Origin of the sequence: Pseudomonas onubensis, assembly GCF_965653655.1 — a bacterium.
Lineage (GTDB): Bacteria > Pseudomonadota > Gammaproteobacteria > Pseudomonadales > Pseudomonadaceae > Aquipseudomonas.
The window spans coordinates 1-20,599 of sequence record NZ_CBFHAZ010000025.1 but is presented as its reverse complement, the minus strand read 5'-3'; the positions used below and the strand labels follow the sequence as shown (position 1 = coordinate 20,599).

Here is a 20,599-nt window from a genome sequence, read left to right as displayed (position 1 = left end):
CCATTTAGCAAGCGGAGCCCATCATGGAAAAACGTGAAGAACTCTACCGCGGCAAAGCCAAGTCGGTATACAAGACCGACGACGCCAACCGCCTGATCCTGCTGTTTCGCAATGACACCTCGGCGTTCGACGGCAAGCGCATCGAACAGCTTGATCGCAAAGGCATGGTGAACAACAAGTTCAACGCCTTCATCATGCAAAAGCTCGAAGCGGCCGGCATTCCGACCCAATTCGACAAACTGCTGGGCGACAACGAGTGCCTGGTCAAGAAGCTCGACATGATCCCGGTCGAATGCGTCGTGCGTAACTACGCCGCCGGCAGCCTGGTCAAGCGCCTGGGCGTGGAAGAGGGCCTCAAGCTCAACCCTTACACGTTCGAACTGTTCCTGAAGGACGACGCCAAGGGCGACCCGTTCATCAACGAATCCCACGTAGTGGCATTCGGCTGGGGCACCGCTGAGCAACTGGTACGCATGAAGGAGTTGTCCCTCAAGGTCAACGACGTGCTGAGCAAACTGTTCGACGACGCAGGCCTGCTGCTGGTCGACTTCAAACTCGAATTCGGCGTGTTCCACGACGGCACCATCGTCCTGGGCGACGAATTCAGCCCGGACGGCTGCCGCCTGTGGGACAAAGCCACCAAGAAGAAGATGGACAAAGACCGCTTCCGCCAGGGCCTCGGTGACGTTATCGAAGCCTACGAAGAAGTCGCCAATCGTCTCGGCGTACCGCTGTAATCGACGCAAGCATCTGATAGCACGGAAAAAAATCGATTTTTTGGTTTGCTTTCGCGAAACACACTGTTATGATGCGCGCCGTTGGAGAGATGCCAGAGTGGCCGAATGGGACGGATTCGAAATCCGTTGTACCTTCACCGGTACCTAGGGTTCGAATCCCTATCTCTCCGCCATTATTGAATAACGAAAAACCCCCGATAACTTAATTGTTGTTGGGGGTTTTTTGTTTGGGGCAGAAATGTCGAAGTGATTTCTGCTACGGTCATTCATCAGATGACACGTGGGGCGCAACATGAACGTTGAGCAAGTGTTGGCTCACTTATTGGCCGGTATTCCTGATCTGATGGCGGTTTATGTCTTTGGCAGTCAGGCGACAGGTGAGGCACATGCTGACAGCGATCTGGACTTGGCGGTGCTTGCTGCGGGCTCTGTGGACCCGCTCCTGTTGTGGCGGTTAGCTGGAGAGCTTGCTGACATCGTGGCAGTACCCGTCGATCTACTCGACCTGCGGGCGGCGTCCACCGTCATGCAATATCAAGTCATAACAACAGGACGCAGGCTCTGGAACAAGGACAGCCAGGCAGGTATTTTCGAGAGTTACATCCTCAGCGAAAAAACCGAGCTGGACACTGCAAGGGCAGGGTTGCTGGCCGATATCCAGAAGGAAGGGAAAGTGCATGGTCGATGATGTACTTATCAACAAAGCGTCGAGCATTGAGCGTTGTGTCGCTCGTGCTCGCGAGGAATACGACAAGGACCCCACCAGTTTCGCTACTGACTTCACCCGTCAGGATGCGGCGATTCTTAATATTCAGCGTGCGTGTGAGGCCGCTCTGGATATGGGGCAGCATCTAATTCGACGTGAACGACTGGGTGTACCTCAGGGCGCCCGAGACGTGTTTGAGTTGCTATCACGAGGCGGTTGGGTCCAATCGTCTCTGCTGACCAACCTGAAAAACATGGTCGGTTTCCGCAATATCGCAGTGCATGAGTATCAAGTGCTTCAGTTGCCGATCACTGTTGCAATCATCACTCAGCATTTAGATGATTTTCTGGCATTTAGCGCATTTATCCTGACTAAGGATGCAGGGCAGTCAGCGGTTGTCGCAGATACTGGGCTCATTTGAACGAGCTTGACTTGGCCCCAGTGGGCTTTCTGTCCGAGCGCTGTCTTGCGAAGGATGTCAGATCTACTGCTAGCTCAAACGCTCACCCGCTTTACGATAAGCCTGATCACGCTCCCGCTTATCAATGGCCACCACCACCACTGTGATTTACTGATCGATCACCTGATAAACCAGCCTGTAACCGCTGCTGCGTAGCTTGATTTTGTAGCAGTCGGGCAGGTCATGCAGGCGATTGGCTTCAATTCGTGGGTTGTTCAGGATTTCCACCAGCTTCTTCTTGAGCTGCTGACGAATGGTGTCGCCGAGCTTTTGCCACTCCTTCAATGCACGCGCATCGAAATCAAGGCTATAGGTCATCTATAGAAACCTTTACCCGTTGAGGCGATGCCAATCGTTCCCGGACGGTGGCCATCAACGCTTCATCTTCCTCAGTCATCAGAACAGGCTTGAAAGGCAGCTGGCCGCGGTCCGCCACATATTGCAGGGCCTGGCGCATCAGTTCGGAAGGCGTAACGCCGAGCTTTTCCAGTTCGAGATAGGCACGCGCTTTCAGGTCATCATCGATACGGATGCTTATAGTCGCCATGGGAAAGATCCTCGTGTAATGACATTGGTCATTACATTGGATCAAGAGGGGCTTATTGGCAAGCCTGTGGGGACGTATGGCGCTCGCATACTCCCTTGTTAGCGCATCACAATGTCCATGTGTCATAGAAGCTCCTCAGCACACCAGCGATCTTTCTGAGGCTAGCCCAGAGGCTTGGGTACACAAGTTTCATTGTGGGAACACTCATTACTGGGCGTTTCCAAAAGAGTGATTAGCGGTGGCATTGGCTCTGCAGCTCCCGCACGGGCTTGCACTGGTTGAGGCAGGACGCTAACCTTCCGCCGTCGCCCTCATGGCGACCGGTTTTGACAGACCGAATAACGTGCGATCTCTGTGCATCCCCAAACTGGTTCCAGATCTTGTCTGTGCCCATCTGTTATGGCGGCTGTGCGTGGGGCACCTTCGGGTGCGCCGGGTTTCCACGTTTCCGGTCTGTCAACCCGCGTACAGCTGCCACCCAATCCTGTTTGACAGCAGGGAGTGGTAGCTCCTTTTCATAACGTGGAGTTACATCATGAAAAAGATCACCCCCAACCCGACCGATGCTTTCAATGCCGAATCCGACGGTGAACCTCGCAAAATCTTCCACGTAGGCCCCGACGTCGGCACCGAAGAAGCCCTGGCCAACGCCTCCGAAATCCTCGCATCCGCCCTTCAAACCGCCTACCAATGCGCCGACGACCCGGACAGCACGCAGTCACCCGTAATCATGGGTCTGGCGCAATTGATCGAGAACGCTCAGTCATTGGTGGACGCTGCACTTGAGCGTCATTTTCCAGCGGATAAACCAGGCAACTAACCCTCTACCCTGAAACAAAAAAAGCCTGCCGAACTCAATGCTCAGCAGGCTTTTTAGTGGTTAACGAGTCGTATCAGCCCGGCTGCGCCGCCAAGCTATTACTTACATTACGCCCCAACACCAGCACGGTCACAAACCCAAGTCCCACCAGCGCCGTGGCCAGGCTCAAGAGCATTGCACTGCCCATCTGGTCCACGATCCGGCCGCCAAAGAACGAACCCAAGGCGATGATCACCTGAAACAGGGCTACGAACAGCGGCATGCCGCGTTCGACGTCTTTAGGTGCGACCACGAACATCCAGATACTCGCGCAGGCCGGGAAGGCGCCGAAGGCGAAGCCCCAGAGTGCGATCAGCATCGCGGCGCCGGTCATGCCGGTGGCGAAGTGAGGGAACAGCGCGGTGCTGGTGCCGATCATCAGCGCGACCAACAGCAGGGTGTGGCGCACGCTGCGGTTGGCGGCGAAACCGGCAAAGACGTTGCCCATCACGCCGGCCACGCCATACAGCAGCAACAGCGAGCCGATGGTCGGGCCGTCGAAGCCGGAACTGTTTTTGAAGAACGGCGCAACATAGGTGTAGGCAGCAAAGTGCGCCAGGCCGATCAGCAGCACAGCGATCAAGCCGACCCGCGCTTGTGGGTTGATAAACAAGGCCGGCAGGTCACGGATCTGGATGGCCTTTTCCGGGGTAAGTCGCGGCAGCAGGAACACCTGCGCCAGCAGCACCGGCACGCCGACAATCGCGGTCACCAGGAAGGTCATGCGCCAGCCCATCAGGCCACTGAGCCAGGTGCCGACGGGTACGCCCAGCACGGTGGCCAGGGTCACGCCCATCATGATGATCGAGGTAGCCTTCGCTACGCCCACGCCCTTGGGCGCCAAGCGGCCGCTTAGAGCAATCGCAGTGGCCCAGAAGCCGCCGATGCTGATGCCGAGCAGGACACGGCCGAACAGCAGCAGGCTGAAGTCGCTGGCGTAGGCCACCACCGAGTTGGCGATGATCATGATCAGCGTCAGGCCGATCAGCAGGTAACGACGGTCCATTCCACCGATGATCACCGACAGCAACGGCGCGGCGAGGGCGGCCATGATGCCGGGCAGGGTCACCATCAGGCCGGCGTGACCGGCACTGATGCCCAGGTCGCTGGCGACGTCGTTGAGCACGCCCACCGGCAGAAACTCACTGGTTACCAGGGCGAAAGCGCCTACGGCAACCGAGAGAATCGCCAGCCACTGCTGTTTGACACTTTGTTGATTATGTTCGGGACGGCCGCTGTGGGCCTGGCTGGGGCTTGGCATGGTGTTGGGTTCCAGAAGGAATGTCGCCTGAAGCCAGGCGGAGGGGAGGGAAAGTGGAGGCGATTATAGGAACCGGTGCTTGCAATCACACAGGCGCTCGTTTCGATAATAACCATCAGTGCAATCGATTCGACGCTCTGGGGCGGCCTTGATGGCCGGTGAGCCGGCTTGCTACGGCAAGTAGCCTTGTGGCGGGCAGGCTTGTTGTGGCGAGCAGGCTTGCCCTGCGTTGGGCTGCGTAGCGGCCCTTAAACCTGCCACCGTGATTTTACTCCTGGCACTCGACGCCTGGGATGGGGCGGCTTTGCCGCCCAACGCAGGGCAAGCCTGCTCGCCACAGTGACAGTGTTTACCGTTAAGCGGTGGTCTCTGCTGGCGCATTGCTGCTCTGCGCGGCCATCTGGTCATGGAGTTTGCGGGCCACGCCCAAGCGCGAGAGCTTGGTCAAGATACAGAAGACCGCAAATATCGACAGGCAGGCGACGAACAGCAAAAAGCCTTTTTGCTCTTTCAATCCGGTTTTTACGTTTTCAGCGTAGGTGGGCGAAAGAAATAGCGTGCAAATGGTATTGATGGTGCTTTCAGAGAAGTCCTTGTTATAGAACTTTTCCAGCGCTGTCGGTGATTTGCACTCATCGACCGATAATGTCTCGCTGGGCCAGAAGTGGAATTTGGCGTTGTTTTCCGAAAGATAAAAAGACGGTACATCCGTGGCTTTTTTCAACGACACCATCAGGTAGCTGGAATCAGCCAATGGCGGCGTGATGCTGATAATCGCCAGGAAGAACGCGCCCAACCCCAAAAACCAATTACGTTTGAAGGGTGAAAACATTGCCTCTTTGAGCGACAACTGAGTGAAGTCTTTCCAGTCAATGTACTTTCTGATCCTGGCCACATCGTTGTAACTGAAGTGGTTATCAGTGATCCATTTATCGGCCTGCCGCGCGTGTTCCAGGCTTTGCGCGGGGATATTGAATTCGAACCGATAATATTCAACTTCGCGCAAATCTTTGCGGGTGGCTTCATATTTTGGGTTTTCAAACGTGGTCGAGCCACCGAAAAACCGCCACATCAAGTCACGCAGAAATATCAACGAGCCTGAGCGCGAGTAGATATATAAAACCAACGCACATATTGCCAGGCCACTGAGCAGCCCGACGATGGCGGCGTAGTTTTGAAATGTCCATGTGACGATGTTGTCGTTGAGTGCAGGTTGGGACATGCAGGTCATCCTTGAAGGGTTATTAGAGAACCGCGCGTCAGCGAAGTCGCTGTCACTGGCCGGGCGAAAATCTAATAAAAAGAAAGCGACTTTTCAAACATTATCATTGCGTTAAACATCGAAATGGGTGGGTACTACATAACTATGGAATTTTTCTCACGTGCTTTAAAAACAAAGGCTACAGCCAGTTCGTTGCGAAGGAATATTTAACTCACTATCTTCTGACGACGAGTTGTCCACTCGTAGGCTTTCCCCTCAAACGCAAAGGAAATGCAGCATGAGCAAAAATACCAAAAAGACTTCCAGCACTATGGCGACGTTGGCCGCCGAAACCTTGAATAATCCAAACGCCTCGGCCATCGCCAAAAGCCTGGCCGCGTCGGCGCTGTCCCAGACGGGTACTGATAAGCAGACGAGTGCACACATGGAGGAAAAGGCCGGCAAAGCCCTTCAAAGCGATAAGTACAGTGAGGAGACCAAATCCCTGGCTGCATCGGTCCTCTCTCAAGCGAATAAAGAACGGGGCAACTGAGGTACGCCCTGAGTCTCTATGCGACACACAGAAAAGCCCCAGTGCAGAGCGAGCTGTTGGGGCTTTTTTATTGGCTCGCCGGGTATCGCGGGTGCGGGCGAGTGGAAGGGGATGACTTGTACTTTGTCTAGATGCTTGTTAAAAAGGACGGCGCATGGCGCTTTGATATCATGAATGGAGGCAGGGATGAGTGACAAAACCTTTCGAGTGACCTACACCCGGGGCAGCAGTACTTCCGTAATCACGGCAACCGTGCGTGCTAGCAGCGCGAGTCAGGCCAAGGAGCAGATCAAGGAGCGCGAGCGGGGGCAGGCGAAAATCATTTCTGCAGTAGAAAACTGATTCAATCCTCCGCTGCCTGATCAGCAAGACTAACCGTTAAGTTGAGCTTGTGTGTTGGGGGCGGAACCCCATCGTCGGTAGCTCTCTGGCGGCTGCCAGTGGACTAAAGTCTCTTTAATAATATTTGAAAACAAACGGTATTTCAAAATGGATGATGAAAACTCGAATGTCGATCGCCCAGCGCTCAAAGAGCAGATAGATACTGGCCTGGACAAAATGATGAGTAGCGCGTGGGAAGAAGTCAAAAGCGACTTCTCCTATGGCTCCTTTCTTGATAAAGCAGCTTCCAGCGCAAAGTTATTAGGAAAAGGTTCTCTCTACGCCGGTGTGAAAATGATTCAGAATTTGCCAGCTGCCGTGGAGAAAATGAAGGAAAACCAGTCAAAAAAGGGCTAAACCAACACTGTCGAGCTCAACTGCTCGTCAGACATCAATGCGTCGTCGCTGTCTGCTGTGCTCGCCAGCGCGCCGGGGTGGTGCCTTCCCAGGTGCGAAAGGCGCGGTAAAACGAATTGGTGTCTTCATAACCGAGCAGGCAGGCAATCTCCTCGATTTCGATACTTGGCTCGCTCAGCAAATGACGCACAACCTCCTGGCGCGTCTCCAGCATCAGTTGGCGAAAACTACTGCCTTCTTCGGTGATACGCCGCTGCAACGTGCGTTCGCTCATGCCCAGTTCCCGGGCCACTTCGAGCATCTCCGGGCGACCGCTGGCCAGGATGCGCTTGAGGGCGCCCTTGACCTGTTGGCTGATCGTGGCCGTTGCCGTCGCTTCGGCCAAAGCCGCGACCAGGGCCGGGTTCAACAGGTCGAGCAGTTCGGGGTTGTGACTGGCGAACGGCCGTTCCAGATCGGCGATGTCGAACACCATTGCATTACGCTCGGCACCAAAGCGCACAGCACAGCCAAAAAAGTCAGCCAGAGCGTGATTGTCCTGCGCAGGCCGGGCCAACTCGACACGGCGCGGCGTGATGTGCACCCCCGAGCCGCGCCGGCCCAACTCCACAAACGTGGCAAAGGCTGCATCGATCAACAACGTGGGTGAATGCTGCTGGGTGCGCAGCCAGTCGACAGTGACGGTGCAGTGATCGCCGTCTTCGATTACCCGCACACGCTCGGGTGTGCACAGTTGCTTGAAGCGCGCCAGACGGTGCAGGCCATCGCGAAAGTCGCGGGCTATAAACGCCGCAAAGCTGGAAGGCGGCAGGGTGCTGCTGTCCAGTTGGGTGACCATTCGCACGGCGGCCGCCGGGTCGGGGTTAAGCACGCCCACGGCTTCCCACAAACGGAAGAATTCCTCGGTATTGACCTGGCGCCTGTCGCGACGCTCGCGAAGGTTGAGCGTTACGGGCAGGCGTGCCTGACGCAACACCGTCGCGGGTTCCAGCCCGATCGTTCGCAGGGCTTGCCAGAAAACGTCCGGGATATTGAACCGCGGTTGGCGGGCGTCAGGCATGCAGCACCTATCTCTAATTAATCCGAGGCCGACACACTCAGGTCATGCCATTTTTCGTCACTGGCCGCCAGGTCTGCCGCTGCGTGCGCTGCGTACTGCACCGCGTCACTGCCGATCAGCAGGCGCAACGGCGCGTCCTTGCTCAGGGCCAGCTCCAGCACAATCTCGGCAACCCGCGCAGGACCCGTCGGCAGAATACCGGGCGAGTTAAGCAGTTCAACCAGCGCACCGACGCTTTGCTGGTAAGGCGCGCTGATGGTCGGGATGGTCATGGAACTGCCTGACCAATCCGTGCGCATGCCGCCCGGCTCCAGCACCGTCACTTGCACACCGAACGGATTGACCTCCTGCGCCAGCACGGTTGAAAACCCACCGACGGCCCATTTTGCACTCTGGTAAGCCGCCAGGCCCGCCATGCCAATCCGCCCGCCCAGCGACGATACCTGAAAGATATGCCCGCTGCCCTGGGCACGCAGCACCGGCACCACGGCCTTGCTCACATACACCACACCGTAAAAGTTGGTATCGATCTGTGCCTTGAAATCTTCCAGGGTCACATCCTCAACCGAGGCCAGGTCACCGTAACCCGCATTGTTGACCACCACATCCAAGCGACCAAAGTGCGCCACAGCGGCGTCGACGGCCTGCACCACCTGCTGGTGGTTGGTCACATCCAAAGCCTGCGGGTAAACCGCATCACCGAATTCGGCGACCAGATCATCCAGCTGGCGCGGGTTGCGTGCAGTGGCAACCACACGATCACCGGCGCGCAGGGCGGCCTCGGTGATGGCGCGGCCAAGGCCACGGGAACTGCCGGTAATAAACCAGATTTTGGACATGTGAACACCTCTTCGTGTGGGATGGCTGTTGCAGCCAGTGAGCGAAGGATGGTCGATGACGGTTTTTAGGGCACTAGCAGGAAGGCGCCAAGTGACTTGCAAAAGGCGCCAATTTAGGTTGTCAGTAGTCTTCAAGATCTGGAAAGGCGATGCGCCCCAAAATCCACGGCGTCACCACATCGTTATGGATTGTCCGCAGAAACGATCCCCACTCGGCACGACTGTGCGCATCCGGGCCCATGATAGTTAGCAGGAGGTAACTGTCACAATAATCGTCATAGGCGTAAATAAACCAGAAGTCGTTCTGTGGGTCATTCAAGGTATTTGTGCGGTAGTACTGACGCTTGATCTTGGCCCATTGGACTTGTGTCCGAACTGTGCCGGCCAAGTGGATATGATGCATGTCGCTAAGGTCGAGGCTTTCATCTCGACCAAAGATAGAGGGGAGTTCGCCGCACACTTTGTAGTTGAAAAAGTGTGCGGCGAAATTTTCCCAGCGATTGATTGTTAGGAACAGCGGGGAGATTTTGACGGCGGGCATTCAATCCTACTTGGAGATTGGAAGCTTGCCGCTGATCACATAGGTGTCGAAGACTTTTTGACCATCACGCGCGGCTTGCCGAACATCAAGGAATGTCAGCTCTTCGCTGACGGCCTTTTTGCGCGACTTGTCGACTTTTTTGGTGGTGGCCATCGGAGCCTCCGAAGGATGTGTGTTCATGGCGTCCAGCTTAAGTGAATAGTGATTACTGATCAAACAGCGCCTCGATGCGCTGGCTCACAAGACTGTATGCGCTGCCTGGGCACCCCTTCAAGGTCTTCGCTGAAGGACCCGTCTGTTAAGAACGTCAGGCAAATCTCTAAATACCCAGTAGGCGTTTTTACTGCGCCAATCGAGCCAAAAGACACTCTATAAACACCGTTTCCGCCCGGCTCATCTTCTGCTCCCGATTCCACAGCAGGTGAATATCCACATCCGCAATCCCTTCATCCGGCGGTAGCCGCCATAGCAGCCCCTGCTTCACATCGTCTGCCACCACATGGATCGGCAGGCAGCCCAGGCCGTAGCCCGCAATCACCAGCCGGCGCACTTCTTCAAGGCTTGATGATGACGCCACGATGCGCCCACTAAAGCCTTGCTGGTCTCGAAAGATCGTCAGCGGCGACAACATGCCGCCGATCTGGTCGCTGGTAAAACTGACGAAGTTTTCCGACTGCAAATCGCCCTCGGCCAATCCGGTGCGGCCGAACAGTGGATGGTGTTTGCCGCAAAAAAACGCATAGCGCTGGCGCAAAAACAGGTGCTGTTCCAGGCGTGGTTGTGGGCGACGGTTGAGGCTCAAGCCCAGGGTCGCGGTTTTTTCCAGCAGGGCGGCAACGATGTCGGAGCTGCGCATCACCTCCACTTCAAGGTCCACCCGTGGGTGCTCGCGGTGAAAGCCTGCGAGGAAGTCGTCGAAGGTGTCCGAGTTGATGCGGCTGATCATCAGCAGGCGCACTTTGCCGATCACTTCATCGCCAGGCTTTTGCAGGGCGTTGCTCATCTGCGAAACCTGGCCATAGATCTCGCCGGCAATGGCGAAAATCTGTTCACCGGCTTCGGTGAGTACAAAACGCGGGCCACGACGGGCGATGAGTTGGCAGTCGAGTTGCTCTTCAAGGCGTCTGAGCGCCTGGCTGATCGCCGGTTGAGTCAGGTGCAGGCGCGCGGCGGCGCGGCTGATGCTCAGCTCCTGGCCGATCACGCGGAAGGTGCGCAGCAGGTTCCAGTCCAGGCGGTCGTTGAGCAGCGGGTGAATGTCGCGGCGCGTCTCGGGCATGCGATCGCTCGATAATAAGCAGGATTTATAATTTGAATAATAAATAGAAAATTGACTAATCATAGCCCCGCGACGATAAATCACCTTACAAGCGCCCCTAGAGCGCATCGGTTTGACTTTCTCCTGCCAAAAAAATAACCAAAGGAGCCCACCCCATGAAGCCATCCGCTTCGCCGCAGCCGCGCCGTGCTGCCGCCGCCGCTTTTATCGGCACCATGATCGAGTGGTACGACTTTTACATCTACGCCACCGCCGCTGCGCTGGTGTTCGGCCAACTGTTTTTCCCCTCCGAAGACAAACTGTTCAGCACCATGGCCGCCTTCGGCACCTTTGCCGTGGGCTTCTTCGCACGGCCGCTGGGCGGCATTGTGTTTGGGCATATCGGTGACCGTATCGGGCGTAAAAAATCCCTGGTGATCACCTTGGTGATGATGGGCGTGGTCACCGTGTGTATCGGCCTGTTGCCGACCTATGCACAGATCGGCGTCGCGGCGCCGGTGCTGCTGGTTCTGCTGCGCGTGGTGCAAGGCATCGCCGTCGGTGGCGAATGGGGCGGGGCGGTGTTGATGGCTGGCGAACATGCGCCTAAAGGCCGGCGCAATTTCTTCGCCTCCTTTGCACAGCTCGGCAGCCCGGCAGGTTTGATTCTGTCGCTGCTGGCCTTCAGTGCGGTCACGCGGTTGCCGGAAGAAGACCTGCTCAGTTGGGGCTGGCGCTTGCCATTCCTGGCCAGTGCGCTGTTGCTGATCGTCGGCTTGGCGATTCGCCTGGGCGTCAATGAATCGCCCGAGTTCCTGGAAGATAAAGCCATCGCCGAAAAGGCGCGGGCGATCAAGAAAGACCAGGCGCCCGTCATCGAAGTGCTGAGAACTGCCTGGCGCCCACTGTTGTTGTGCATCGGTGCCAATACCCTGGGCATCGCCGGTGTGTATTTTACCAACACCTTCATGATTGCCTACAGCACTCAGCAACTGGGCCTGCCGCGCTCGCTGATTCTGGAATGTCTGTTCGTTGTCGCCATCATCCAATTCTGTGTGCAGCCACTGGCCGCCTGGGTCGCCGAGAAGGTCGGCGCTACGCGTTTTCTCTGCGCCATGACGGTACTGGCGATGGCCTCGCCGTACCCGATGTTCGTGCTGGTCAGCAGTGGCCAGGCGCCGTTGATCATTCTGGGTATCGCCTTGGCGGTGGTGTGCATGGCGTCGTTTTATGCAGTGATCGCAGGTTTTGTCAGCGGCCTGTTCGAGACGCGCGTGCGCTACACCGCGATCTCGTTGGCCTACCAGGTGTGTGGTGCGCTGGCCGGTGGCTTGACGCCATTGATCGGCACCTGGCTGGCCCATGAATACCAAGGCCAATGGTGGCCGATGGCAGTGTTTTACAGCCTGATCGCGGCGGTCTCGTTGGTGTGCGTGCTGGCATTGTCACGCCGCCACGCCAGCGCTCACCGGCTTGAAATGGCACACGGCATTTAAGGGAGGTTTTGCAATGTTGAAAATTAATGGCCGGCGCCTGTGGGCCAGCCTGATGGACATGGCCGAGATCGGCGCCACGGCGCGTGGCGGCAGTTGCCGCCTGGCCTTGAGTGCCGAAGACAAGGCCGGTCGCGAGCTGTTCAGCCATTGGTGCACAGCCGCCGGGCTGAGCCTGAGCGTGGACGCCATCGGCAACCTGTTCGCCCGTCGCGCCGGCACCGACCCGGAGGCTGCCCCGGTATTGATGGGCAGCCACCTCGACACCCAGCCCGAAGGCGGGCGCTTCGATGGCGTGTATGGCGTACTGGCGGGTCTGGAAGTCATCCGCAGCTTCAATGACCATGGCATTCAGACCCGCAAACCACTGGAAATTGCCGTGTGGACCAACGAAGAGGGCGCCCGATTTACGCCGGCGATGCTCGGTTCGGCGGTATTCACCGGCACTCTGGCACTGGACCAGGCGCTGGCCATGGTAGATGTCGACGGCGTCAGCGTGGCCGAAGCGTTGCGCACCACCGGCTACAACGGTGAGCGCGCTTTGGGTGGAGCGGTGGATGCGTATTTCGAGGCGCATATCGAGCAAGGTCCGATTCTGGAAGACAATGCCAAGAGCATCGGCGTGGTCACCGGTGGCCAGGCGATTCGCTGGCTCGATGTGCGGGTTGAAGGCATGGCCGCGCACGCTGGCACCACGCCGATGCCGTTGCGTAAAGACGCCCTGTATGGCGCCGCGAAAATGATCCAGGCCCTGGAAAATCTGGCGACGGATTTCGCCCCCGAAGGGCTGACCACCGTCGGCGAGTTGAGCATTGCCAAATCCTCGCGCAACACTATTCCCGGCTTGCTGAACTTCACCGTCGACTTGCGCCATCATCGCGATGCCGACATTGAAGCCATGGAGCAACAAGTGCGTGCGCGCTTGCAGGCGATTGCCGAGAAGCGTGGCCTGACGGTCACTATCAGCCCTCACTGGATCAGCCCAGCCACGCCATTCGATACCGAGTGTGTCGCCTGTGTGCAGTCGTCGGTGGATGCCTTGGGTTACAGCCAGCAACGCATTGTCAGCGGTGCTGGGCACGATGCAATTCACTTGGCCCGTTATTGCCCGACGGCGATGATTTTCATCCCGTGTGTCGGCGGCCTCAGCCATAACGAAGCCGAAAATGTATTGCCCGAGGACGTGCGCCAGGGCACCGATGTATTGCTTAACGCCGTGCTGCAACGCGCCGGCCGCACCAACTGACAACATCTCTATTAGCCACACCGGATTTAAATGTGGGAGCTGGCTTGCCTGCGATAGCGGCCTTTCAGCCGACATCTCTGGCACTGATAAATTGCCATCGCAGGCAAGCCAGCTCCCACAGGTTCCGTGTTCATTCAGGAGTACTGCATGAAGACCTTTTTCCACCCCGAACAGCTCTTGCACCACCCGCGCAGTTATTACTCCCGTGGTCAGATGCGTACACCGCAGGAAGTCCCCGAACGTGCTCGCAACTTGCTGGTGGCCGCGCAGACTCTGGGCTTTGAGATTCAGCAACCGTCAGACTTCGGTCTTGAACCACTGCTCGCCGTACACGGTGCGCCTTACCTGACCTTCCTTCAGGAAGCCCACCAGCGCTGGAAGGAAATCCCCGAAGACTGGGGCGACGAGGTCATGTCCAATATCTTTGTGCGCGAACCCAATGCCCTGCGCGGCGTTCTGGCCCAAGCGGCACGCTACCTGGCGGATGGCAGTTGCCCGATTGGCGAACTCACGTGGCGCTCGGCTTATTGGTCGGCGCAAAGTGCTGTCGCCGCCGCCAAGGACATCCTCGACGGCGCACCGGCCGCCTACGCGTTGTGTCGCCCGCCGGGTCACCACGCGCGTTTCGATGCGGCGGGCGGGTTCTGCTACATCAACAATGCAGCGGTGGCGGCGCAGATGTTACGCGAAGGTTTCCAGCGCGTTGCGGTGCTTGATACCGACATGCACCACGGCCAAGGTATCCAGGAGATTTTCTACCAGCGCGATGACGTGTTGTATGTGTCGATCCACGGTGACCCCACCAACTTCTACCCAGGCGTCGCGGGCTTTGCCGACGAGCGCGGCAGCGCTGCCGGTGAAGGATTCAACCTCAACCTGCCGATGGCCCACGGTTCCAGTGAAGCGGTTTTTTTTGAGAAGCTCGAACTGGCCCTGGCGGCGGTGAAGGACTTTTCGGCGGACGTACTGGTGTTGTCCCTGGGCTTTGATATTTACGAGCTGGACCCGCAAAGCAAAGTCGCGGTGACGCGCGAAGGGTTTGCACGGCTGGGCGAGTGCATTCGCGCATTGGAGTTGCCGTGTGTGATCGTGCAGGAAGGTGGCTATCACCTGGAGACGCTGGACAGTAATGCGCGGGCGTTTTTTGGCAGCCCGCAGGCCTGGAAGCGCTAATTCAGCGTCGGTTCCTCGACAATTTCGATATTGGCGGCCATCCACGCTCCGCCAGGCCCTCTTACCAATTCATAGGTGACGACCTGCCCCTCTCGCAACACCAACCCACTCTGGCGAGAGGTGGTGTTGCGAAAGAAGATGTCCTGTTCATCGTAGGCAGTAGTGTGTTGACGGGTTGCACTGCAGTTGGACTGTACAGCCCGTGGAGTTTTTTTGGTCATGGCCGTTCTCCTTTTCAGCGCAGTGCATCGCCCGTTTTGGGCTAGGTGCAGTGGTGATAAAACCAAGGCTTACTCCGGACGAACCTGGGCTGCCTGCATGCCCTTTTGCCCCCTTTCGGCAACAAAAGAAACTGTCTGACCCTCTGCCAGTTTTTTGTGGCCTTCCATTTCAATTGCTTTGAAATGGACGAAAAGGTCGTCTCCGCCACCCTGCGGCGTGATGAAACCAAAGCCTTTTTCGTCGTTGAACCACTTCACAGTGCCGATTTGTCTGTTGCTCATCTTGTTCATCCTCGAAACCGAAATTATCCGCAGAAAGCCGGTGGTGTGCCGGCGGCGGTACCTCTAAGCAAAGGCCTGAAACGACAGGGCGTCAATGCTCGGCAGGACAAGCGGTACTGTCATTTATGACAGGTTTGCGGACTTGAAAATGGGCACATACTGCGAAGTTTGATGGCTAAGGTGTACGAGTCGCAGGCGTCAGTTCCAACACCCGATTCCTCCCGCCTTCCGCCAGCAGATAAGTGCCACGATCCGTCGGTACAATCGACTGCGGCGCCTTCAGGAACGACAAAATCGTCTGCTGCTGCCCCTGTTTATCAATCAACAACAACCTTGCGCGGTGCGTCGAATCTTCATTGACCCACAACCCGCGCTCATCGCACATCAAAAACGTCGGTTTGTTCAACCCTGCCAGCACCACCGGATCGCTGCCGTCATCGGTCAGCTCGCGCACTACGCCTTTCTTCTTTTCGGTGTAGAGCATTCGGCCATCGGTGCAACGGGTGATGGACTCGCCTTCGTTCAGCTTGTCGCGCACTACCGTTAACGATTGGTCGCTCCAGCGATAATGCAATAGCCGCCCGTTATCCTTACGGTCCTCGATGGCGTAGAGGTCGTCGCCCTCAACCCACAAACCCTGTACGTTTTCACCGCGAAACAGCTCGGTCACCACACCGTCCTTGAGAAAGCTGACGGGAGCATCGCCGGTTTCCTGGCTGAACACCCAGCCGCCGTGGGTGGCGAACATGCCATCGGGCTTGGACAGGCTGCCCACCACCACGTCACGTCGCCCGTCGGGATGAATACGTACGATGCTGCCTTTGGCGTCATTGAGTTCCTGGCTGATCATCAGTGAGCCATCAGGCATTGGCATCAACGAAGCGGCTTTGGGCACGTCACGGTGCACGGTTTGCACGCTCCAGCCGGTGGCAGCGCTGACGGGGTAGAAGCTTTGCCAGGCGAAAAAGCCCAGGGTCGCAACAGCCAGCAATCCGATCAGGCTTAACCCCCGTCGCAACGGTCGACGCAGGTTTGGAGTGTCGGTCATTTTTCTTCCTTGTTTTTGGGTGTGCCGTCGGTGGGCTTGGCGCCTGTTCTCAATCGTGATTCTGAAACTGGGCGGCGTAATCCTGGCCGCCGTAAAACACGCCCAGGATCGACACGGTTTCAGTCTCGGCGGCCACGCGGAATGCGATGGCGGTGGTGTGCCGGTAATGGGTGATGCGCAAGGCGGGCAGCAGGTCGTTACGGCATTTACCGCGCAATGGAAACACGCCAAGGCTGTCGCAGTAGCTGATGATGTTGTCGATAAAACGTGCTGCAACATCGGGGGCTTCGGTTTTGCTGATGTAGTCTTCAAGGGCGTCCAGTTGGGCTAACGCCTCAGGCGCAAAGGCTACCGTATAGCTCACGGTTTTTCTGTACCGGTTCGCTGGCGTTTGGCTGCCATGTGTTCGCGAACCTGCTCGGCGGAGAGCGCCCGGCCAGGGGCTGCGTCGAGGGCGGCGGCGGCGGGGATTACCTGATCGCGCAACCAGTCTTCCATGGCGCGATCACGGGCCATCAGCGCCCTGAGGCCGTCGCGTATCACTTCACTTTCGCTTGCGTATTCACCGCAAGTGACCTTGGCTTTGACCAGGGCGGCCATCTCGAGTGGCAAGGTAATGCTCATTTGCTGGGTTGAGCGCATGTCGAAGCCTGCGGACAGTGGGTAGGATTCAATCCTACTCGACCATTGGCGTGTTGCAAGGAGCAACTGCCCGATGTCGGTGTCCGGCGTCTCATCGTCGATCCAAAATAGGTAGGGGTTCTGGCAGGTTTCCATGAGCGTTTCTCTCTCCTGTTGAGTAACTCAGGTTGCAAGTATTGACGCTTTTCAGTGACTGCGTGGCGCCACTCAGCCAATAACGCACTGATATGTATGACTTCATATTTGTAGCAGGGTTATTAACGCAAACCGCCCCCGGCACGCATGGCGCCTTACCACCGGCCATACGATAATGCCCCCCAAATCGACCACACTGGCCCATCCCCGTGATCATCAACTTCGACCTCAACGACCTCCAAGCCTTCCGCGCCGTGGTAGACAAGGGCAGTTTTCGCGGCGCCGCCGAGGCCATCCGCATCTCACAGCCGGCCCTGAGCCGGCGTATCGAAAAGCTCGAGTCCGCCCTCGACGTCAAGCTGTTCGAACGCACCACGCGGCGGGTCAGCCTGACCATGGTCGGGCGCGCGTTCCTGCCTCAGGTCGAGCGCATCCTCGACGACCTCGATATCGCCTTGATGGGCATCAGTAACGTTGCCTCCACGCGCATGGGCAACGTCACCATCGCCTGTGTGCCGTCCACCGCGTACTACTTCATGCCCCACGTGATCTCCGAGTTCCACAAGCTGTACCCGAAGATTCGCCTGCGCGTGCTGGATGCCAGCGCCGGCGAGGTGTGCAATGCGGTGGAAAGCGGCGAGGCGGATTTCGGCGTGAGTTTCAGCGGCAGCCTGGCCGATGAGGTGGAATTCGAGTTGCTGTTCCAGGAGCGCTACGTGCTGGCCTGCCGGCGTGACCATTTATTGGCCGAACGCGACAGCGTGAGCTGGGCCGAGGCCTACGAGCACGATTACATCACCGTGGACAAAACCTCGGGCAACCGCTTCCTGCTGGACCAGGCGTTGCGGGGTGTGCGGGTGAAAAAACCGAGTATTTGCGAGACCCACCACGTGACTACCATGATCGGGCTGGTGGAGGCGGGGCTGGGCGTGGCGATGGTGCCGTCGATTGCGATGCCGGCGGGCGAGCACCCGATTCTGGTGAGTGTGCCGCTGGTCGAACCGCAGGTGATGCGCCATGTGGGCTTGATAAAACGCCGCGGGCGGACATTGCCGCCAGCGGCGCTGGAGTTGGAGCGGTTGGTGCGCGAGATGCCGTTTCGGTCAGTGTGACACCGAGTCCAGGCCGGTGGATTGCACCACCGGTTGCGCCTCGGGCGAGGCCAGGAATTGCAGCAACGCCTTGGCCTGGGCCGGGTGTTCGGCGTTAACCGGAATGCCCGCCGCAAAGCGCGTCACCGACTGCACGTCTTCCGGGATCTTGCCCACGTACGTCACGCCCGGCACCGGCAACAATTCGGCCACCTGCTGCAGGCCCACCTCGTAATCACCCTTGGCGACCTTTTCGGCCACCGGGGTGCGCTCGACCATCGTGCCCTTGGCGGGCATGCCGAGCTTCTTGAACAACTCTTTCTCGACATACACACCGCTGGCGCTGTCCGAATACGCCACGGACTTGGCCTTGCTCAGCACTGCCTTCAACTCGGCGTCAGTGCCGATCGCAGGTTTGGCTGCGCCGGCTTTGACCACCAGGCCGATCCGCGAATCTGCCAGTTCCACGCGGGACGCCGGGTCGACCTTGCCTTGTTTGATCAAGTCATCCAGGGCATAGCCGACCATGATCACCACGTCGGCATGTTCGCCACGGGCCAGGCGGTTGGGAATCGCTTCCGGCGCCTTGCCCATCGACGGGCCGAGGATGGTGTCCAGGGTGTCACCGCTGTGCTGGGCATATTGCGGGCCGAGCAGTTTATAGGCGGCGGTAAAACCGCCGGAGGTCATTACCTTGAGCTGTTCGGCCTGGGCCGTCAGCGCCAGGGCGCCGAGGGCCAGGGCCGTCAGGGTGTTGAGCAGCAGCTTCATTACACCGCCCCCTGCATCACCTGCCCACGCGTGTTGGCGCGACGGTACAGTGCCAGGGTCGAGCACAAGGCACACAACGCGGCAAACATCATCCAGTACGCCGGCGAGGCTTTGTCTTCGGTGATGTGAATGAACCACGTGGAGATCGCTGGCGTGAAGCCACCGAAGATCGCCGTTGCCAGGCTATAGGCCAGGGAGAAGCCTGCCACACGCACTTCCACCGGCATGATTTCGGTCAGCGCCGGGATCATCGCGCCGTTGTACATGCCGTACAGGAACGAGAACCACAGCAGGGTTTCGAGCATATGCGCAAAGCTTGGCGCGTTGACCACGAACGACAGCGCCGGGTAGGCGGTGATCACGGTCAGGGCGGTCATTGCCACCAGCACCGGCTTGCGCCCGAAACGGTCACTCAGGGTGCCGCCGATCGGCAGCCAGACAAAGTTCGACACGGCCACCAGCAAGGTCACCAGCAGGGCGTCGGAGGTGCTCAGGTGCAGCACGGTCTTGCCGAAGGTCGGCGCGTACACCGTGATCAGGTAGAACGCGGTGGTGGTCATGGCCACCATCAGCATGCCGCCGATGACAACGGTCCAGTTCTTCACCAGGGTCGCCAGCACTTCACGCATGGTCGGACGATGCTTGCGGTTGGCGAACTCTTCGGTTTCCTGCAAGTTGCGGCGCAACACGAAGATGAACGGGATGATCACGCAGCCGATGGCGAACGGAATGCGCCAGCCCCAATCGGCAACAACCGACGGTTCCATCCACACGTTCAGGCCGTAGCCCAGCGCGGCGGCCACCACGATGGAGATCTGTTGGCTGCCCGACTGCCAGCTGGTGTAGAAGCCTTTGCGGCCCGGCGTGGCCATTTCAGACAGGTAAACCGACACGCCACCCAGTTCTGCGCCAGCCGAGAAGCCTTGCAGCAGGCGGCCCAGCAGCACCAGCAACGGCGCCCACAGGCCAATGGTCTGATAACCCGGCACCAGCACGATCAACAGCGTACCGCTGGCCATGATCGACAGGGTTACGATCAAGCCTTTGCGACGACCAACGTCATCGATATAGGCACCCAGAATAATTGCGCCCAGGGGTCGCATCAGGAAGCCTGCACCGAACACGGCGAAGGTCATCATTAATGACGCAAACTCATTAGCGGCGGGGAAGAACGCGGCAGCGATGTAGGTGGCGTAGAAACCGAACAGAAAGAAGTCGAACTGTTCGAGGGAGTTGCCCGAAGTAACGCGGAATACCGCACCAACTTTCGAGCGGGCAGAGTCGGGCCGGGAAGGGCTAGTCATGGTTTTGTGTCTCCAGCGTTCTTTTTAAAGTGCTTGTTTCGCTTAAGACCGCGGATAGTGGCTGACACATTTAGAAATGATAAGTGAGTAATTTGGATGGATTGATGCGTCTTGGCTATCAATCGACGAGTCCGCCAAAATCACACGGCTGTTCTATGCTTCACGGGTGACCAATTCTTACGGATGGGAGGTGCGTATGGGTAACGAGCACAAACGCCAGGACGAGCCGGAGCACAAGCAGCCCCGGCAACGCGAAGAAGAAAAGCCGCAGACCTGGAAACATCCGGACGACGGCACCGAGCTGTCCGAGCGCGATCAGGAGCGACCGCTCAAACCCTGATAAAGAGCGTACTCGGTCCAAATGTGGGAGCGGGCTTGCTCGCGAATACGGTGTGTCAGCCACTGAAGTGTTGACTGATACACCGTATTCGCG

General features: G+C 58.0%; 27 protein-coding genes, 1 tRNA gene and 1 pseudogene. 13 read left to right on the top strand and 16 right to left on the bottom strand.

The features are described 5' to 3' along the window. Positions 1-23 precede the first annotated feature (23 nt). From purC to hepT, 4 genes are all read left to right on the top strand, one after another. Complete coding sequence (gene purC, locus ACTD9P_RS11170; RefSeq protein ID WP_017137340.1) at positions 24-737, top strand: phosphoribosylaminoimidazolesuccinocarboxamide synthase; 714 nt, start codon at positions 24-26, stop codon at positions 735-737. Positions 738-820: 83 nt separating this feature from the next. Next, a tRNA-Ser gene (locus ACTD9P_RS11165) sits at positions 821-910 on the top strand. A gap of 119 nt (positions 911-1,029) precedes the next feature. Beyond that, positions 1,030-1,425 carry a type VII toxin-antitoxin system MntA family adenylyltransferase antitoxin gene (mntA, locus tag ACTD9P_RS11160; protein WP_438867773.1) on the top strand — a complete coding sequence of 132 codons (396 nt, stop codon included), beginning with the start codon at positions 1,030-1,032 and terminating at the stop codon, positions 1,423-1,425. Continuing rightward, a complete protein-coding gene (hepT, locus tag ACTD9P_RS11155; RefSeq protein ID WP_438867772.1) occupies positions 1,415-1,864 on the top strand; it encodes a type VII toxin-antitoxin system HepT family RNase toxin in 450 nt (149 codons plus the stop codon). Before mntA ends, hepT begins: the two co-directional genes overlap by 11 nt. A gap of 69 nt (positions 1,865-1,933) precedes the next feature. Here the strand turns inward: hepT and ACTD9P_RS11150 are convergent. Beyond that, positions 1,934-2,221, bottom strand: a pseudogene (locus tag ACTD9P_RS11150) (type II toxin-antitoxin system RelE family toxin). Further along, entirely contained in the window at positions 2,211-2,450 is a 240-nt protein-coding gene (locus tag ACTD9P_RS11145; protein ID WP_026013721.1) for a type II toxin-antitoxin system RelB/DinJ family antitoxin, read from the bottom strand. Before ACTD9P_RS11145 ends, ACTD9P_RS11150 begins: the two are co-directional and overlap by 11 nt. A 535-nt stretch (positions 2,451-2,985) precedes the next feature. On the opposite strand from ACTD9P_RS11145, the gene ACTD9P_RS11140 reads away from it, so the two are divergent. Then, positions 2,986-3,270, top strand: a complete 285-nt coding sequence (locus ACTD9P_RS11140) for a DUF6124 family protein (RefSeq protein WP_438867770.1) — start codon at positions 2,986-2,988, stop codon at positions 3,268-3,270. A 73-nt stretch (positions 3,271-3,343) separates the two neighbouring features. Here ACTD9P_RS11140 and ACTD9P_RS11135 read toward each other — a convergent pair whose 3' ends face one another. Together ACTD9P_RS11135 and ACTD9P_RS11130 are read right to left on the bottom strand one after the other, a co-directional pair. Then, a complete protein-coding gene (locus ACTD9P_RS11135; RefSeq protein ID WP_069788564.1) occupies positions 3,344-4,570 on the bottom strand; it encodes an MFS transporter in 1,227 nt (408 codons plus the stop codon). Between the two features lie 355 nt (positions 4,571-4,925). Beyond that, positions 4,926-5,792, bottom strand: coding sequence for a DUF6216 family protein (locus ACTD9P_RS11130; RefSeq protein WP_438867769.1), 867 nt, complete (start codon positions 5,790-5,792; stop codon positions 4,926-4,928). Positions 5,793-6,069: 277 nt separating this feature from the next. Between ACTD9P_RS11130 and ACTD9P_RS11125 the strand changes: the two genes are divergently transcribed. The 3 genes from ACTD9P_RS11125 to ACTD9P_RS11115 all read left to right on the top strand — a co-directional run bounded on the left by ACTD9P_RS11125 (position 6,070) and on the right by ACTD9P_RS11115 (position 7,062). Beyond that, entirely contained in the window at positions 6,070-6,324 is a 255-nt protein-coding gene (locus ACTD9P_RS11125; protein ID WP_056857345.1) for a hypothetical protein, read from the top strand. A gap of 186 nt (positions 6,325-6,510) precedes the next feature. Then, the gene (locus ACTD9P_RS11120) at positions 6,511-6,666 is read left to right on the top strand and encodes a hypothetical protein (protein WP_438867768.1); all 156 of its coding nucleotides are present in this window, start codon (positions 6,511-6,513) and stop codon (positions 6,664-6,666) included. A 147-nt stretch (positions 6,667-6,813) separates the two neighbouring features. Further along, positions 6,814-7,062, top strand: a complete 249-nt coding sequence (locus ACTD9P_RS11115) for a hypothetical protein (RefSeq protein WP_438867767.1) — start codon at positions 6,814-6,816, stop codon at positions 7,060-7,062. Between the two features lie 34 nt (positions 7,063-7,096). Here the strand turns inward: ACTD9P_RS11115 and ACTD9P_RS11110 are convergent, their stop codons facing one another. The 5 genes from ACTD9P_RS11110 to ACTD9P_RS11090 all read right to left on the bottom strand — a co-directional run bounded on the left by ACTD9P_RS11110 (position 7,097) and on the right by ACTD9P_RS11090 (position 10,781). Then, positions 7,097-8,122, bottom strand: a complete 1,026-nt coding sequence (locus tag ACTD9P_RS11110; protein ID WP_438867766.1) for an AraC family transcriptional regulator — start codon at positions 8,120-8,122, stop codon at positions 7,097-7,099. Positions 8,123-8,139: 17 nt separating this feature from the next. Then, positions 8,140-8,961, bottom strand: coding sequence for an SDR family NAD(P)-dependent oxidoreductase (locus ACTD9P_RS11105; protein WP_138816291.1), 822 nt, complete (start codon positions 8,959-8,961; stop codon positions 8,140-8,142). A 121-nt stretch (positions 8,962-9,082) separates the two neighbouring features. Next, complete coding sequence (locus ACTD9P_RS11100) at positions 9,083-9,502, bottom strand: type II toxin-antitoxin system YafO family toxin (RefSeq protein ID WP_438867765.1); 420 nt, start codon at positions 9,500-9,502, stop codon at positions 9,083-9,085. A 6-nt stretch (positions 9,503-9,508) separates the two neighbouring features. After that, complete coding sequence (locus ACTD9P_RS11095; protein WP_200430620.1) at positions 9,509-9,655, bottom strand: hypothetical protein; 147 nt, start codon at positions 9,653-9,655, stop codon at positions 9,509-9,511. Between the two features lie 187 nt (positions 9,656-9,842). Beyond that, entirely contained in the window at positions 9,843-10,781 is a 939-nt protein-coding gene (locus ACTD9P_RS11090) for a LysR family transcriptional regulator (RefSeq protein WP_438867764.1), read from the bottom strand. Between the two features lie 155 nt (positions 10,782-10,936). On the opposite strand from ACTD9P_RS11090, the gene ACTD9P_RS11085 reads away from it, so the two are divergent. The 3 genes from ACTD9P_RS11085 (at position 10,937) to ACTD9P_RS11075 (ending at position 14,672) form a co-directional block, all read left to right on the top strand. Continuing rightward, positions 10,937-12,256 (top strand): MFS transporter, encoded by a 1,320-nt coding sequence (locus ACTD9P_RS11085; RefSeq protein ID WP_438867763.1) that lies wholly within the window; start codon positions 10,937-10,939, stop codon positions 12,254-12,256. A 13-nt stretch (positions 12,257-12,269) separates the two neighbouring features. After that, complete coding sequence (locus ACTD9P_RS11080; RefSeq protein WP_438867762.1) at positions 12,270-13,499, top strand: Zn-dependent hydrolase; 1,230 nt, start codon at positions 12,270-12,272, stop codon at positions 13,497-13,499. Positions 13,500-13,646: 147 nt separating this feature from the next. Further along, on the top strand, positions 13,647-14,672 hold the full coding sequence (locus ACTD9P_RS11075; RefSeq protein WP_438867761.1) for a histone deacetylase family protein: 1,026 nt from the start codon (positions 13,647-13,649) through the stop codon (positions 14,670-14,672). Here ACTD9P_RS11075 and ACTD9P_RS11070 read toward each other — a convergent pair. From ACTD9P_RS11070 to ACTD9P_RS11050, 5 genes are all read right to left on the bottom strand, one after another. Further along, positions 14,669-14,893 carry a cold-shock protein gene (locus ACTD9P_RS11070; RefSeq protein WP_438867760.1) on the bottom strand — a complete coding sequence of 75 codons (225 nt, stop codon included), beginning with the start codon at positions 14,891-14,893 and terminating at the stop codon, positions 14,669-14,671. The two genes, ACTD9P_RS11075 and ACTD9P_RS11070, sit on opposite strands and share 4 nt — an antisense overlap. A gap of 69 nt (positions 14,894-14,962) precedes the next feature. After that, positions 14,963-15,175, bottom strand: coding sequence for a cold-shock protein (locus ACTD9P_RS11065; RefSeq protein WP_438867759.1), 213 nt, complete (start codon positions 15,173-15,175; stop codon positions 14,963-14,965). A 175-nt stretch (positions 15,176-15,350) separates the two neighbouring features. Continuing rightward, positions 15,351-16,223 carry an NHL repeat-containing protein gene (locus ACTD9P_RS11060; protein WP_438867758.1) on the bottom strand — a complete coding sequence of 291 codons (873 nt, stop codon included), beginning with the start codon at positions 16,221-16,223 and terminating at the stop codon, positions 15,351-15,353. Positions 16,224-16,272: 49 nt separating this feature from the next. Then, a complete protein-coding gene (locus ACTD9P_RS11055; protein WP_438867757.1) occupies positions 16,273-16,587 on the bottom strand; it encodes a type II toxin-antitoxin system RelE/ParE family toxin in 315 nt (104 codons plus the stop codon). Next, positions 16,584-17,000 (bottom strand): ribbon-helix-helix domain-containing protein, encoded by a 417-nt coding sequence (locus ACTD9P_RS11050; protein ID WP_438867756.1) that lies wholly within the window; start codon positions 16,998-17,000, stop codon positions 16,584-16,586. Before ACTD9P_RS11050 ends, ACTD9P_RS11055 begins: the two co-directional genes overlap by 4 nt. A gap of 209 nt (positions 17,001-17,209) precedes the next feature. Between ACTD9P_RS11050 and ACTD9P_RS11045 the strand changes: the two genes are divergently transcribed. Next, the gene (locus tag ACTD9P_RS11045) at positions 17,210-18,112 is read left to right on the top strand and encodes a LysR family transcriptional regulator (protein WP_438867755.1); all 903 of its coding nucleotides are present in this window, start codon (positions 17,210-17,212) and stop codon (positions 18,110-18,112) included. Here ACTD9P_RS11045 and ACTD9P_RS11040 read toward each other — a convergent pair. Both ACTD9P_RS11040 and ACTD9P_RS11035 read right to left on the bottom strand, forming a co-directional pair. Continuing rightward, on the bottom strand, positions 18,104-18,862 hold the full coding sequence (locus ACTD9P_RS11040; RefSeq protein WP_438867753.1) for a substrate-binding domain-containing protein: 759 nt from the start codon (positions 18,860-18,862) through the stop codon (positions 18,104-18,106). The genes ACTD9P_RS11045 and ACTD9P_RS11040 overlap by 9 nt on opposite strands. Beyond that, positions 18,862-20,166: an MFS transporter gene (locus tag ACTD9P_RS11035; RefSeq protein ID WP_438867751.1), complete on the bottom strand. Its 1,305-nt coding sequence runs from the start codon at positions 20,164-20,166 to the stop codon at positions 18,862-18,864. The genes ACTD9P_RS11040 and ACTD9P_RS11035 overlap by 1 nt, the downstream gene beginning before the upstream one ends. Positions 20,167-20,362: 196 nt before the next feature. On the opposite strand from ACTD9P_RS11035, the gene ACTD9P_RS11030 reads away from it, so the two are divergent. Continuing rightward, entirely contained in the window at positions 20,363-20,506 is a 144-nt protein-coding gene (locus ACTD9P_RS11030; RefSeq protein ID WP_178112694.1) for a hypothetical protein, read from the top strand. Positions 20,507-20,599 lie beyond the last annotated feature (93 nt).

Bases quoted from the DNA above. Each gene is read 5' to 3' on its own strand.
- ACTD9P_RS11075 (WP_438867761.1), top strand. From the start codon at position 13,647: ATGAAGACCTTTTTCCACCCCGAACAGCTCTTGCACCACCCGCGCAGT.
- ACTD9P_RS11070 (WP_438867760.1), bottom strand. From the start codon at position 14,893: ATGACCAAAAAAACTCCACGGGCTGTACAGTCCAACTGCAGTGCAACC.
- ACTD9P_RS11035 (WP_438867751.1), bottom strand. From the start codon at position 20,166: ATGACTAGCCCTTCCCGGCCCGACTCTGCCCGCTCGAAAGTTGGTGCG.
- ACTD9P_RS11030 (WP_178112694.1), top strand. From the start codon at position 20,363: ATGGGTAACGAGCACAAACGCCAGGACGAGCCGGAGCACAAGCAGCCC.
- ACTD9P_RS11125 (WP_056857345.1), top strand. From the start codon at position 6,070: ATGAGCAAAAATACCAAAAAGACTTCCAGCACTATGGCGACGTTGGCC.
- ACTD9P_RS11080 (WP_438867762.1), top strand. From the start codon at position 12,270: ATGTTGAAAATTAATGGCCGGCGCCTGTGGGCCAGCCTGATGGACATG.
- ACTD9P_RS11140 (WP_438867770.1), top strand. From the start codon at position 2,986: ATGAAAAAGATCACCCCCAACCCGACCGATGCTTTCAATGCCGAATCC.
- hepT (WP_438867772.1), top strand. From the start codon at position 1,415: ATGGTCGATGATGTACTTATCAACAAAGCGTCGAGCATTGAGCGTTGT.
- ACTD9P_RS11060 (WP_438867758.1), bottom strand. From the start codon at position 16,223: ATGACCGACACTCCAAACCTGCGTCGACCGTTGCGACGGGGGTTAAGC.
- ACTD9P_RS11135 (WP_069788564.1), bottom strand. From the start codon at position 4,570: ATGCCAAGCCCCAGCCAGGCCCACAGCGGCCGTCCCGAACATAATCAA.
- ACTD9P_RS11100 (WP_438867765.1), bottom strand. From the start codon at position 9,502: ATGCCCGCCGTCAAAATCTCCCCGCTGTTCCTAACAATCAATCGCTGG.
- ACTD9P_RS11145 (WP_026013721.1), bottom strand. From the start codon at position 2,450: ATGGCGACTATAAGCATCCGTATCGATGATGACCTGAAAGCGCGTGCC.
- ACTD9P_RS11120 (WP_438867768.1), top strand. From the start codon at position 6,511: ATGAGTGACAAAACCTTTCGAGTGACCTACACCCGGGGCAGCAGTACT.
- ACTD9P_RS11115 (WP_438867767.1), top strand. From the start codon at position 6,814: ATGGATGATGAAAACTCGAATGTCGATCGCCCAGCGCTCAAAGAGCAG.
- ACTD9P_RS11065 (WP_438867759.1), bottom strand. From the start codon at position 15,175: ATGAGCAACAGACAAATCGGCACTGTGAAGTGGTTCAACGACGAAAAA.
- ACTD9P_RS11110 (WP_438867766.1), bottom strand. From the start codon at position 8,122: ATGCCTGACGCCCGCCAACCGCGGTTCAATATCCCGGACGTTTTCTGG.
- ACTD9P_RS11095 (WP_200430620.1), bottom strand. From the start codon at position 9,655: ATGGCCACCACCAAAAAAGTCGACAAGTCGCGCAAAAAGGCCGTCAGC.
- ACTD9P_RS11040 (WP_438867753.1), bottom strand. From the start codon at position 18,862: ATGAAGCTGCTGCTCAACACCCTGACGGCCCTGGCCCTCGGCGCCCTG.
- ACTD9P_RS11050 (WP_438867756.1), bottom strand. From the start codon at position 17,000: ATGGAAACCTGCCAGAACCCCTACCTATTTTGGATCGACGATGAGACG.
- ACTD9P_RS11085 (WP_438867763.1), top strand. From the start codon at position 10,937: ATGAAGCCATCCGCTTCGCCGCAGCCGCGCCGTGCTGCCGCCGCCGCT.
- ACTD9P_RS11130 (WP_438867769.1), bottom strand. From the start codon at position 5,792: ATGTCCCAACCTGCACTCAACGACAACATCGTCACATGGACATTTCAA.
- ACTD9P_RS11105 (WP_138816291.1), bottom strand. From the start codon at position 8,961: ATGTCCAAAATCTGGTTTATTACCGGCAGTTCCCGTGGCCTTGGCCGC.
- mntA (WP_438867773.1), top strand. From the start codon at position 1,030: ATGAACGTTGAGCAAGTGTTGGCTCACTTATTGGCCGGTATTCCTGAT.
- purC (WP_017137340.1), top strand. From the start codon at position 24: ATGGAAAAACGTGAAGAACTCTACCGCGGCAAAGCCAAGTCGGTATAC.
- ACTD9P_RS11090 (WP_438867764.1), bottom strand. From the start codon at position 10,781: ATGCCCGAGACGCGCCGCGACATTCACCCGCTGCTCAACGACCGCCTG.